The 13,307-nt window shown below is 40.5% G+C and carries 11 protein-coding genes; 5 read left to right on the forward strand and 6 right to left on the reverse strand.

Annotation, left to right across the window (positions count from 1 at the left end):
* The first annotated feature begins 72 nt into the window (after nucleotides 1-72).
* The 3 genes from AC2IOM_RS12530 to AC2IOM_RS12540 are packed head-to-tail and all read left to right on the forward strand — an operon-like array spanning nucleotide 73 to nucleotide 2,151.
* The gene (locus AC2IOM_RS12530; protein WP_486358560.1) at nucleotides 73-756 is read left to right on the forward strand and encodes a cytochrome c biogenesis protein CcdA; all 684 of its coding nucleotides are present in this window, start codon (nucleotides 73-75) and stop codon (nucleotides 754-756) included.
* Nucleotides 757-766: 10 nt separating this feature from the next.
* Nucleotides 767-1,252 carry a TlpA family protein disulfide reductase gene (locus AC2IOM_RS12535; RefSeq protein ID WP_486358561.1) on the forward strand — a complete coding sequence of 162 codons (486 nt, stop codon included), beginning with the start codon at nucleotides 767-769 and terminating at the stop codon, nucleotides 1,250-1,252.
* A gap of 5 nt (nucleotides 1,253-1,257) precedes the next feature.
* Nucleotides 1,258-2,151, forward strand: coding sequence for a peroxiredoxin family protein (locus AC2IOM_RS12540; RefSeq protein ID WP_486358562.1), 894 nt, complete (start codon nucleotides 1,258-1,260; stop codon nucleotides 2,149-2,151).
* A 50-nt stretch (nucleotides 2,152-2,201) separates the two neighbouring features.
* Here AC2IOM_RS12540 and pgl read toward each other — a convergent pair whose 3' ends face one another.
* The 3 genes from pgl to pgi form a co-directional block, all read right to left on the reverse strand.
* Nucleotides 2,202-2,915 (reverse strand): 6-phosphogluconolactonase, encoded by a 714-nt coding sequence (gene pgl / locus AC2IOM_RS12545; RefSeq protein ID WP_486358563.1) that lies wholly within the window; start codon nucleotides 2,913-2,915, stop codon nucleotides 2,202-2,204.
* Complete coding sequence (gene zwf / locus AC2IOM_RS12550; RefSeq protein ID WP_138628548.1) at nucleotides 2,915-4,384, reverse strand: glucose-6-phosphate dehydrogenase; 1,470 nt, start codon at nucleotides 4,382-4,384, stop codon at nucleotides 2,915-2,917. The genes pgl and zwf overlap by 1 nt, the downstream gene beginning before the upstream one ends.
* 539 nt (nucleotides 4,385-4,923) lie before the next feature.
* On the reverse strand, nucleotides 4,924-6,567 hold the full coding sequence (pgi, locus tag AC2IOM_RS12555) for a glucose-6-phosphate isomerase (protein ID WP_486358564.1): 1,644 nt from the start codon (nucleotides 6,565-6,567) through the stop codon (nucleotides 4,924-4,926).
* Nucleotides 6,568-6,852: 285 nt separating this feature from the next.
* On the opposite strand from pgi, the gene AC2IOM_RS12560 reads away from it, so the two are divergent.
* The gene (locus tag AC2IOM_RS12560) at nucleotides 6,853-7,881 is read left to right on the forward strand and encodes a LacI family DNA-binding transcriptional regulator (RefSeq protein ID WP_010560325.1); all 1,029 of its coding nucleotides are present in this window, start codon (nucleotides 6,853-6,855) and stop codon (nucleotides 7,879-7,881) included.
* A 226-nt stretch (nucleotides 7,882-8,107) separates the two neighbouring features.
* Here AC2IOM_RS12560 and AC2IOM_RS12565 read toward each other — a convergent pair whose 3' ends face one another.
* Nucleotides 8,108-9,955 carry an aminotransferase class V-fold PLP-dependent enzyme gene (locus AC2IOM_RS12565; RefSeq protein WP_486358565.1) on the reverse strand — a complete coding sequence of 616 codons (1,848 nt, stop codon included), beginning with the start codon at nucleotides 9,953-9,955 and terminating at the stop codon, nucleotides 8,108-8,110.
* 164 nt (nucleotides 9,956-10,119) lie between these two features.
* The gene (locus tag AC2IOM_RS12570; RefSeq protein WP_100913203.1) at nucleotides 10,120-11,457 is read right to left on the reverse strand and encodes an ankyrin repeat domain-containing protein; all 1,338 of its coding nucleotides are present in this window, start codon (nucleotides 11,455-11,457) and stop codon (nucleotides 10,120-10,122) included.
* A gap of 134 nt (nucleotides 11,458-11,591) precedes the next feature.
* Here AC2IOM_RS12570 and AC2IOM_RS12575 point away from each other — a divergent pair, with 134 nt between their 5' ends.
* Nucleotides 11,592-11,771 (forward strand): DUF2897 family protein, encoded by a 180-nt coding sequence (locus AC2IOM_RS12575; RefSeq protein ID WP_010560328.1) that lies wholly within the window; start codon nucleotides 11,592-11,594, stop codon nucleotides 11,769-11,771.
* Here the strand turns inward: AC2IOM_RS12575 and AC2IOM_RS12580 are convergent.
* Nucleotides 11,768-13,168 (reverse strand): YjiH family protein, encoded by a 1,401-nt coding sequence (locus tag AC2IOM_RS12580; protein WP_486358566.1) that lies wholly within the window; start codon nucleotides 13,166-13,168, stop codon nucleotides 11,768-11,770. The two genes, AC2IOM_RS12575 and AC2IOM_RS12580, sit on opposite strands and share 4 nt — an antisense overlap.
* Between the last annotated feature and the right edge of the window lie 139 nt (nucleotides 13,169-13,307).

Here is a 13,307-nt window from a genome sequence, read left to right on the forward strand (position 1 = left end):
ATATCGATTTAATAGGGTTTGGGGCAAATAACGGCAACACTGATGCAAGCCAATTTTTAAAGCGAGCTCAGTATGGAAATGTTTATTCAAGAAGCCCTCGTCAGTGATAAAGCTTCGCTGTATGTGGTGCTGGTAATATTTGTGACAGGCGTACTAACCAGCCTAACGCCCTGTGTTTACCCAATGCTGCCAATTACCATTGCAGTGGTACGCCAGCACGCAAACAATGGCTACCAGTCAACAGCATACACTTGTTTATATGTGTTAGGCCTTGCGCTTAGCTACAGTTTATTAGGTTATTTTGCCGCCAAGCTGGGATATTTGTTTGGCAGTGTCGCCACCCACCCTGCAATGTTGTTCATTGCGGGTAGTTTTTGCTTAATCATGGCTGCATGGATGCTTGGCTGGATAAACATGCCGCAGCTTTCTTTCACCAAAAATACATTCAGTTCATATGCGCCACTCAATGTATTTGTCAGTGGTGCGTTATCCGGCTTGGTAATGGCGCCCTGCACTTCACCGGTACTTGGTATGTTACTAATGTATGTTTCAACTGAGCACGCACCACTCGTTGGCCCCATTTATTTGTTCGCATTTGCACTTGGATTAAGTGCCTTACTGTTCATTGCAGGCATTTTTTCCAACGTTTTGAACTCGTTGCCGAAAAGCGGCCCTTGGCTTAACGGCTTCAAATACCTATTGGCGGCCTTGCTGGTTGGCGTGGCCCTTTATTTCTATTTTCAAATCACGTTTTAAGGATATTTATATGAAAAACATACTGGCTTTTATGTTATTTACTCTTGCCATCCCTTTGTTTGCATCACCGCTTAAGGTTGGCGACAAAGCGCCTAATTTAGTTAGTCATACCTTAAAAGGTAAGGCAATTAATTTAAAAGAGTTACTAAAGGAAAAACCCGTTTACCTCAAATTTTGGGCAACATGGTGCCAATATTGCCAAGCTGAAATGCCACATCTAGCAGAGTTAAATAAAAACCATAGCGACAAAATCGCCATCATTACGGTGAACGTTGGCATTAATGATTCAGTTAACAATATTAACGCCTACTTTAATCGTAATAATCTGTCGCTAGATACAGTGTTTGATACAAACGGCGCAATCACGCAAAACTTTGGCGTATTAGGTACGCCTTATCATATTTTAATCGAGCAAAGCGGCAAAGTTGCACTAACGAGCTTTCTACACTCAGACAAAATTGACGCATATATCGCTGCGTTACCTGAAAAGGAATAGTAACTATGTTTAATCAACTCAAAGCATTGCACATCGTCGTTGTAACTTTAGGCTTATTATTTTTTGCTAACCCTGCGTATACAAAAACACAAGAGCCAACTAAACATACGGTGTTTATGGATATTTGGGCACATTATGATGGCGCAAACTCCGTGTTTATTGACTGGCTAAATCAACAAAGCTATAGCGTCAGCTATAAACAACAAGATCTCAATGTAACACCCAGTCAAATAGCTAAATTTAAAAGCAACTACCCGCAATTTGCATCCATTGAGATCGATAAAGAGTTTAAGTTAATGCGGCAATATGACGTTTGGCAAACACCGTTTCATATTCTTGAGCACGATGGCACAGTATTATTTAAAGGTGATGATGCTGCACTATTGGCATATCTAAAATTAAACCAACACATTTCCCAAGCTCAGTTTACACACTATAAAAGCAAATTATTAAAAGAGGCGTCTTCACCACGCTTTAAAAAACAACCGCCGGTAAATCATATTGCCGTTGGTGAACAATTTTCAGATTTTGTTCGTGAAAGTTTATCGGGGCAAACGGTATCGTTAGGTAATACCATTAAAATGCTCAAACCCAGTAATACGCTTGAGTTGGTATTTCTTGATAGTTTGTGTCCAATGCCACACTTTCCAAATTGTGAGGCAAGCCTAAAGCAATTAGCTGACAATCAACTTAAACAAGGTAAATTGTATCTGGCTGTGATCAGTGGCTACTACGTTAACGAAGCCCATGTACGCAGTTTTATTGAAACCCATCAATTACAAATGCCGGTAATTTGGGATAGCGAAAATGCGATTTTTAAACGTTATGGTGTCTCTCAAACGCCTTACAAGATTGTCATAGATCATCGCGGAACTGTTTTGAAACGTCATGCTTTCTAAACAAAAAAGCCCAACTTAAGTTGGGCTTTTTAATCTAGTTTAGTCAAACATTAAGCTGTCCAGTACACTTCTACCGGTACCTTTGTTTGCTGTAAAATAGCGCGAAGTGGCATATCTGCAACCTCCCCGCCAGCTTTAGCTTCTTTATAAACTGCCAGTTTTTCTTCACCGCTTATTAAAAGCTTAATCACTTTCGATTGTAAAATAGCAGCACGCGTTAATGTCATGCGCTCAGTAATATCACCAGTTACATCACTTTTAATTGCATCAATTGCCGCGACTAAATCAGTAGTGGTTAACGCATTATCAAGGCCTTGGGCATGCGGGAAAAGTGATGCGGTATGACCATCTGGTCCCATACCTAAAATCGTCACATCAAAATTTTGTTTAAGTGCCGCATATGCGTTTTGACACTCAGCTTGACCAAGTTGCGCACTGTCCGCTGGATTTTTCATGGTTACAAAGTTCGCAGCAGCAGCTTTGTCTTGTAATAGCGTTGATTTAATAAACGCTTCATTACTTTTATCATGACTTTGCTCAACCCAACGTTCATCAACCATAGCTACGTCAATTTTGTCCCACGCTAACTCAAGACCACTTAAATAGCGATATGCTGGCGCCGGTGACGAACCACCTGATACCATTAATACAGCGCGACCATCTTGTTCAATACCTTGTGCTAAACACTTAGCAAGATCTTCACCTAATTCAACGTTATAGGCATCTTTTGAATCGAAAAACTTTTCAATAATATTGGCTGACATTATTTGTTATTCCCTGCGTTGTACCATGCGTGATTATTTTCAGCGAGTAGCTCGTCTGCATCTTCTGGACCCCATGTACCTGCACGATAAAGTGCTGGCATACCCGCTGTTTGCCACTGTTCAATAATTGGATCAATCCACGCCCATGCTTGACGTACTTCGTCACGGTGAATAAACAGCGATGCATTACCTGCCGCAGCATCAAGCATTAAGCGCTTGTACGCATCTGAATGGAAGCCATTTTCATAGTTTTTAGACAAATCGAGATCAAGCGTTACTGGCTCAAGTTGCATTTCTAAATTATCTAAACGCTTAGACATTAGCGTAAGCTGAATGCTTTCTTCCGGCTGTAAGCGGATCACTAATCGGTTTGGCTCAATGCCGCCAACCGTTTCGTCATACACGTTGTGAGATACATTTTTGTATTCTACGATAATCTCAGCACAACGCTGTTTCATGCGTTTACCGGTTCTTAGGTAGAATGGTACGCCAGCCCAACGCCAGTTTTCAATGTGTGCGCGGATCGCTACAAAGGTTTCGGTCTCGCTGTTTTCGCCAAGCTCTTCTAAATAGCCAGGTACCAATTTACCATCAAGTTGGCCCGGTACGTATTGACCACGTACGGTGTTTGCTTCAACGTCATCACCTACAAGTGGACGCAAAGCTTCAAGTACTTTTAATTTTTCAGTGCGAATGCTTTTAGCCGTTAGCTTATTTGGTGATTCCATCGCTACAAGGCACAGTAGTTGTAACAAGTGGTTTTGTACCATATCGCGCAGCGCACCGGCTTTGTCGTAAAAGCCCGCTCGGCTTTCTAGGCCAACAGTTTCAGAAATACTGATCTGAATATTATCAATCGATTTTGCATCCCACATATTTTCAAACATCACATTTGAAAAACGCAGTGCCATTAAGTTTTGAACTGTCTCTTTACCCAGGTAATGATCGATGCGATAAATTTGGCTTTCTTTAAAGTATTCTGCGATTTTCGCGTTAATTTCTTCTGCTGACGCGCCACAGTAACCAATTGGTTTTTCCACCACAACACGTGTTGATTTAGTAATCAGCTGATTATCAGATAAAAGCTCGCTACAACGGCCGTATACTGCAGGCGGTAATGAGTAATAGAAAACGCGCGCTTTGTCTTGTTCGTCTGACTCTAAAATTTCTTTTAAACGTAACCAGTTATCATCTTGCTCAGTGACATTAACAACAATTGGTTTTAAAAACGCAGAAAACGCTTTCCAGTCTTTCGCGTTATATTCGCCTTTACCTAAAAACGACTTAAGGCTGCTTTGTACTTTATCAACAAACTCTTGTTCATTTGCTAATGCCCTAACGGTTGGCAAAATTCGCGTCCCTTCCGGCAGGTTTCCTTCTTGATAGGCACGGTACATTGCAGGCAGCAGTTTACGCAGTGATAAATCACCACCACCACCAAAAATAACGATATCGAATGGGTTTAGCATAATTGTTCTCTTCGTTTTAGTAACTTGTTGTTAAGTACAATATAGAATGTGTTTTTAGTTCGTTATGTTAGCACTAAATAGCGCTTGGGTAAGCTATTTATGATTGCTAATTTATATTGAATTCGTATGTAACTGCTCACGCAAATGGGGCTATGAAGAAAAGAGTTTTCAGGAGTAACAATGCTCTCACCCACTGTTACCCCTGAATACTCAGCGCTACTCAGTTCGCTTTATAAACGGATATGAGCTTTGGAGGCGTCAACTCTCTCACCAATTGACGCTCCAAATCACTCAGCGCTACCCGTTCAAAGGTATTTTTTAGTATTTGATTACGTTCAACTTGCATTTGCCAAGTTGCTATTTGAACCGGTAAATAAGAGTGTTTGGAAGCGTCAACTCTCTCACCAATTGACGTTCCAAATAACTCAGTGCTACCCGTTCAAAGGTATTTGTTGCAGTTTCAAAGCAGCCTAAGGCATTTTGAAAACCGCGCAGTCTAAGCTAATGCCAATCACTTAACCCTGACATTTGACCGCTTTTTAATTTTTTCGCTTATTTTTATACAGTGCAATTAAGCCAGCTGTTGAGCTATCGTGTGCAAGCGTTTCATCTGTCTCTAATTCTTTTTGAATGGCATTTGCTAAGCCTTTGCCCAATTCCACGCCCCATTGGTCGAATGAACAAATTTCTAGAATAATGCCCTGACAGAAAATCTTATGTTCATAAAGTGCAATTAAACGGCCTAAATGCTTCGCATCAATGGTATCAAGTAAGATTGATGTGGTAGGACGATTGCCTTGATGTACTTTATGCTCAACCAGCTCAGCAATACGCGCTTCGCTTAAGCCTTTGCTTGCTAATTCTTTTTCTACTTGCGCTTTGCTAACGCCTGTCATCATGGCTTCAGTTTGTGCAAAAAAGTTTGCCATTAGAATTTCATGATGATTATTCACCTCACGCACAGGCTTTATTGAACCAATAAAATCGGCCGGCACAATCGTCGTACCTTGGTGCAAATATTGGTAAAATGCGTGTTGACCATTGATACCTGTCATACCCCAAATAAGTGGTACGCTCGTATAATCAATCGCTTTGCCATCAAACGTGACTGACTTGCCGTTACTTTCCATCTCTGCTTGTTGCAGGTATGCCGGTAACATATGCATGCTTTGGTCGTAAGGTAAAATAGCCTGCGCTCGTGCATCCAAAAAGCTAGTATTCCACACGCTTAAAAGCGCCATAAGCACAGGAATGTTATTTTCAAAGTTTGTTTCTACAAAATGCCGATCAACTTCAAATGCACCTTCAAGTAACTCAATAAACGCATCAAAACCAAGATACAAAGCGATAGGTAAACCAATTGCTGACCACATTGAAAAACGTCCGCCAACCCAGTCCCACATGGTAAATACGTTATCTGGATTAATACCGAATTCTGACGTTTTTTCTAAATTGGTGCTCACTGCGGCAAAATGCTTTGCAACCGCATCGTCATTACCGGCAGCCTGTTTCAACCATGCAACAGCTGTTTTCGCATTCGCCATGGTTTCTGATGTGGTAAAGGTTTTACTTGAGACAATAAATAGCGTGGTTTCCGCATTCACTTTGCTTAGTACATTTGCTATCTGCATACCATCGGCGTTTGATGCATAATGCACTTTAAGCGTTTCATCTGCGTAGGCTGCAAGCGCTTCCGTTGCCATTTGCGGGCCAAGGTTTGAGCCGCCAACACCAATGCTCACTACATCAGTAATGCGCTTACCGGTGTAACCTAACCAAGCGCCACTGCGCACTTTCTCGGTAAATGCACTGATTTTATTCAATTCTGCGTTAACGGCATCAACCACATTTTCGCCGTCAACATACACCGCCTGATTATTGCGTTTACGCAAGGCTGTATGCAGCACAGCGCGGTTTTCGGTAATATTAATTTTTTCACCAGAAAACATTTTGTCGCGCCATGATGCCAAATCAACATCATTGGCGAGTGCTAATAACGCATTTTTAACATCTTGAGTGATCAGGTTTTTTGAGTAATCAAAGAAAACGCCATCAATTTGCGTGGAAAAACGCTCAAATCTTTGTGCATCATTAGCAAATAAATCAACTAAGTGCTGTTGCTTTATATCACTTGCAAGGCCTGCCAGTGTTTGCCAACTTGCTAAAGAAGAACGACTACTCATACTCTACCTAACTCTCTTTACCCTAAGCATGTGTTTGCAACTTGAAACTCGCTAAACACTTGCTAAAGTTACTACTTATTAAAATGTCTAGGTTAACAATAAGTAAAAATGACAACGCTGTCAATTGGCAATTTAAACTTTTTGACACCGGTATCACGTCATATTAATTGTATAAATTATGAAACATAGCTACAGACTTGAAAAAAAAACAGTTAGAATAATACGTTGTGTGTTATTAACCCCATGCTTTACGCAAAGCTCATCAGCAAAAGATATAATAACAATATGAAAGTCACCATAAATGATGTTGCACGCCTAGCCGGCGTATCAATGAAAACAGTATCTCGTGTTATGAACAACGAGCCTTCTGTTAGAAAAAAAACCTCCGATAAGGTTATGGCTGCTGTTAAAGAATTAAACTACAAGCCGAACTTAGCGGCGCGTAGTTTAGCAGGCACCAAGTCATTTGCTATCGGCTTCGTTTATAGCAACCCGAATGCTTATTATGTCATTGATATGCAAAATGGTATTTTATCTCGCTGTAAAGAAGAAGGTTACGAACTACTTATTCACCCGTGCAGCAGTACCGACGAAAATGTGCTAGAAGAAATTCAAACCATGATCGAGCGCTCGCGTTTATCGGGATTAGTATTAACGCCACCGCTGTCTGAGCGTCAAGATGTTACAGATTTACTTGATTCTATCGGCATTAACTATGTGCGCATATTATCGGGCCGCGAACCAAGCGAAAAAGAAAGTAAGCCTAACGCCATTTTCGTAAATGACCACGATGCTGCATATCAAATTACCGAGCATTTAATTTCGCTCGGACACAAGCACATTGCATTTATTACCGGTGAAGAAGAACACAAATCAACACTTGAGCGCTTAGCGGGCTACAAAGCCGCACTGTCTGCTCATAATATTACGTTAAACGATGCGCTGATATTTCCAGGTAAGTACTCGTTTGAATCTGGTGTTGAAGGTGCTAAAGCACTGATGGCGAATAACGAAAAAGTCACCGCTATTTTTGCCTGTAACGATGAAATCGCGGCGGGTGCATTATTTGCGTCGCGTTTGATGGATATTAAAATTCCTGAGCAACTGTCTATTACTGGATTTGAGGATTCACCCTTCTCAAAACAAACATGGCCAAAGCTGACAACTGCACATCAGTCAAACCAAGATATTGCTACGCAAGCAGCGAAGCTGCTATTTGCAAACAGCCGCCCAACGAAAATTAAAGAAGAAAAAATGGCAATTTGTTTTACACCTGAATTAGTTGTGAGGGATTCAACCGGTAATGCGCTGTAACAACAATTCATTTAAATTATAAAAAAAGCAGCTTTAAGCTGCTTTTTTTATACCAATTCTGTTAAGAATGTAGTCAGAGTTTGTGCCGGTAAATAAGTAATCACGGAGCAAAACTTTTCTTATGTGGTTGTTTTACATTGATAAATTCAAACACTGTTAGCATTAAACTTAACCCGCTAGGATGACCTGCTATGTAAGTGAATTCTATTCGTGCTGTTATCCACTGCTAAATAAAGGCAACGCCACCAGAGAGATTATTTAACTTAGTAAAGTTGAGGCTTGTCAGTAGCTCACAACAGGCTTTAGAGCGACGACCACTGCGACACACCAACACATAATGTTTGTCTTTTACCAGCTGCCCTGAAGCAAACTCATTTAGCAAGCGGTAACTTGGAATATTCGTCACCATATCGCGTGGGACCTTTAGATAGTCACTTAGCTCACCTTCTTGATATTCATAATGCTCGCGAATATCAATGATGCCATCCAATTTATTAGCGGCTAATTGTGCTTTAAGCTCTGTACTGTTTATTTCGGTAACGGCGTTAGGCGCGTTTAATGTTAATGCAAGCTTTAACTGACTACCTTGATGAGTAAATAGAACTGCGCGATCACACAGTTCAACGTTAAACTCAGGCATTACTTTATTTGTTGCTAAATCAATGTATTGACTGTCTGCAAATACATCTGCGTAGCCTGATTTATCGCTAATAATATGGGTGATCTTCAACCCTTGCTTAGTTGCTAAACGTTTAACCTTGTTTATCTCAGAAAAGATAGGGTTAATCAGCAAGGTATTAAGTGATTGATTGACAATAAGGTACATAATATTGCCATCGATTACATATTGATTAATACCTACTGCACACGGTGTTTCTTTAGTATAACTCGTTAACATACATGCATTTGCAAGCTTATCTTTAAGCGCCATAATACGCTCACACGCACTGTTAATTTCATCTTCACTTGCCATTGGGCCAAACGATAGGCGAATTGCGTTCTCACTTTGCCACGGCGCTAATTTCATCGCATCGAGTACAAAGCTACTCGCTGCGCCTGAGCTACAAGCAGAGCCTGCACTAACTCGAATGCCAGCAGCATCAAATAAATTCATTACTTCGCTGCCTGCAATGTTAGCAACACTAAAGTTAATTGTGGTTGGAACCGATACTGAAAAGTCGTTATTAAAAACGATTTCATCAAATGTATGCGACAATGCGTTTGCTAACTTATCACGGTAACTCGCCAACACATCTGCCGATTTAAACGGGCTTGCTTCGCCCTTTTGCATTAATTCAAATAACTTTTTTAAACCTGCTATGCCCGGCAAATTCTCGGTACCTGAACGCGCGCCACTTTCTTGCCCACCACCTGCAATAAAAGGTGTCAGTGGCGCATCTTCACTTAAATATAAAAATCCAATACCTTTAGGTGCATACAGCTTGTGACCAGAAAACGGCGCATAATTGATGCTTGTTTGGTCAAGATCCAATTTTTGTTTACCTAAACCTTGTACACAATCCACCATCCAAAACACATTCGGATTGTTATCACGGATCACTTTATCTAATGCAGCAATGTCTTGTGTTGCACCTGTTTCATTGTTTACTATCATGGTACAAATTAGCAGAGCATTTTTGCTGTGCTCTGCAATAAACTGATGATCGAGCAAGCCTTTTTTATCAACTGGAATTGCTAATATTTCAGCGTTAATTTCAAGTAACTCATTCCAATGCTTTAGCGTATTTGGCACGGCTTTGTGCTCAGTTGCACCATAAAGTAATACTGGCTTTTCGATGGTGTGATTTTTTGCAGCAACCAATGCAGATACAACCGACGTTTGGATCCCCTCGGTTGCGCCCGAGGTAAATAGCAACCTTCCCTTTTCGGAGCCAATTAATTGTTTGCCTAATTGGCGTGTGTCTTCCATTAAACGCTTGGCTTTTAACCCGGTAATGTGAGATGACGACGGGTTACCAAACTCCACTTCCATACAGTGCATCACTTCCTGAGCGATTTCACTGTAAACCGGTGTTGTTGCATTGGCGTCTAAATAAATTAAAGATTGGCTCATGGTTACTGCTTTATTACTTTATGGAATATCTTATAACATTGTTTCAAATATCCATCAGAAAGGCTAATAACATTTCGTTTTGACCTAACGGCTTTTTATAAAGCTTTTACCACAAACAAAAAAGGCCACTGTATAAGTGGCCTTTGATAATTATTAGAAACAGCTTAGCTGAGAACTGTTGTTAAGATAACCAATAGCAGTAATAACGCTAATATGAGTGATATCGGCGACAATATGCGAATAAGCGTTAATGCAAACGGGTGCTTAATATTTGGGTATAAGTTGCTGCGCTTTAATGACAAGGCAAAAGCAAATGCACCGAGTGACACTAGCGTTGTCGCAATGCTGATTTCTGTTTTTATAGTAATTGAGTCTGAAAAGATCAGAAAAATCTGTAACGGCAAAATAAAACACACTAATGCATGTAACAAATGCACATGCTGGATCAGTTTTAATTGCCCTTCTTCACTCAATTCTTTAATACCAAACTTGTGTTCGAAGTGCTTTATCACTTCAGGCAGCTCTAGTTCAACCGCTAAACGATATGGTGTAAGGCCATCACTGTCTTTTTGATGATAATTTACGCCACCGTTAAGCGCTTTACTAATAATATCCAAACTGCGAGCTCGCACCGCAAAATGCAGCAAGTTATTACCTTTTAAGTCGCATTCACTTGCACGTTCCTTACTTAGCAATGCATCAAATACATTTGCAAAGCCTTGCTTAGCTGACCAAATTAACGCGGTTAAGCCATCTTCATCAGTGATCTGCCCTTTTGCCCCCTGCTCAATAAAGCGCATACATAAGCTTTGTTTAGCATCAGGTTGTGAAATATGAGATAGCAGCGCGCGCTCTAACAAACGGTTATCAACTTCACCATCAGAGAGTGCAAGTAACAAATCAAAAAAGTCTTCGCCTTGGCGCAATCTATCGGCGATTTCTTCTGCCAATACATTGGTATCACCAGTTACATTACTTTTAATAAAGGGTAAAGCAACTTCACGAAAATCATCATCCGCCCAAATCGCTAACACATCGTCGTGTGATAACGGCATGCCAAGGTTTAAAAACTGCTGAAACAACTTAAAGAAACGCAAGTGCATACACAGTGAGGTAAGTGTTAGCTCACTTTGCATCGCAACCTGATTGCCAATCGCTGCGTATTGGTCGATTCGTGATAACAAGAGTTCGCTTATTGCTTCTTTGCTGTTGAGTTGCTGATGTAAATGCGCAATAGCTGATTCAATATACTGCTGAGCATTATCATCGTATTCAAATATATGCTGATAGAAACATTGCTCAAATGGCTCTGCCGGCTTTAGCCACAATAAATAATACAGTGGCGGTAGCACGCTGGTGCTGATCCCTTGCGCGTCTTTGGTCTCTTCGCATTTCGGCCAAGCTTCAAGGGCATCCAAAATAAATGCACCATTTTGCTCTAACAAACCTTTTAATAAAAGTGGATAAGCCTCAGGCCAAACTAATACTCGCTCAAGTGACAACGCAGTGCTCCAGAATAAAATGTAATTACGCGAAACGCGCTAATAGTAACAACTATTTAATTGATGAAAAAGAACTTATTAAGTTCCATTTACTGGGTTAAAATTAAAGAAATTCACAACTTTTAGGCAAATCTATGAGCATATGGGCCACAATCTTAATAATCGCAATTGTGCTTGGCGTGATTTGGAGCAATATCGCGTTACTAAAGCATTCCGCAAAAATGGACATGAAAAACTTTAATCAAGATCCGATAGAAAAAGCTCGCCGCTCATTAGAAGAAAAACAGCGAGCCGAAAAAGATCAAGAAAATTAGCCTACTAGCCAATGTCCCATTAAGGCAATTACCGGTAGCGTTACTAATGTACGCAAAATAAAAATCATAAATAACTCAAAGATATTTACTGGAATTTTGCTACCTAGTAACAGTGCACCCACTTCAGACATGTAAATCAACTGGGTTACACTCATTGCCGCAACCACAAAACGCGTCAGTTCACTGTTAATATTTTGCGCCGCCAAAATTGATGGAATAAACATATCGGCAAAACCCACAACCACAGTTTGCGCAGCCTTTTCAGCTTCCGGAATTTGCATCAGTTCAAACAGTGGAATAAACGGTGTGCCTAACCATTGAAATAATGGCGTATATTCAGCAATCACAAGTGCAATCGTACCGATTGCCATAACTACTGGCAGTACCGCAAACACCATATCAACGGCGTTTTTTAAACCATCAATAAGGGTTTCTTTAATTGTTTGCGCATGACGTGCTTTATCAAGTGCTACATCAAGTGAATGTTTAAACAAGGTTTTCCCTTCAGGTAATGCCTCTGGGTTACCTTTTACTTCTTCACCATCAATGTATATGTCTTTTTTGAATCTAAGTGGTGGCAAGCGCGGAACAATCAGTGCAGCGGCAATACCCGCCATACATACAGTTAGGTAAAACGGTGCAAATAAATGCGCCAATTTTACTTGACCAATAACCACCAAACAAAAGGTAATTGAAACCGCCGAGAAAGTTGTACCAATAATCGCCGCTTCACGCTGTGTATAATGTTTTTCTTCATACTGCTTCGCAGTCATTAAAATACCCACACTGCCGTCACCTAACCAAGAGGCAACACAGTTAACGGCACTGCGACCCGGTACACCAAAAAGTGGACGCATTACTTTAGTCAGTAATGTACCGACTAATTCAAGCAAACCGAAATTAAGCAATAAAGGCAGTAATAAACCAGCTAAAATAAATACCGAAAATAAAATTGGCATCAACTCGTGCAGTACCAAGCCACCAACTGCGTCTGAGTGAATCTCAATTTTGGTATCACCAATCGAAAACGTACCGACTTTTAAGTACGCCATTAGCACAAAGATAGCGCCTAACGTACGTGCCACAAGCCAAATCGGGCTAACAATCAGTAAGTGACGGACAAAGCTACCCGCTTTTAAAAACTTTGGTTTAAATAGCGTAGCTAAGCCCGATATTACTGCCATTGATACAATCACCGATGTCACAATAAGCGTAATTGAGTGTGCTAACGCGCCTTTTAATTCCTTAGCCAATATCGCTATAGGGATAGTGAATTCGCCACCATAGTTAATCGGTGTCATAAATAAAAACACGCCTATTAATGACGGAATAAGGAAAATCATAATGGTCGCAAAATTACTGCGTGGTGCAGTCGATTGATTAGCTTCCAAACTCATACTTGTTACCTTTAAAGTGATAGCGGTAAATTGATTTGCATATCTTTGCCAACAAAATGCATAACCATTTACTTATTTGCTATTTTAATCGCTACTTTTCTATCGTTTAAAAGCAAAAAAGAGCCGAGGGCTCTTTTTT

It is taken from the genome of Pseudoalteromonas sp. NS-SX12 (genome assembly GCF_057367955.1).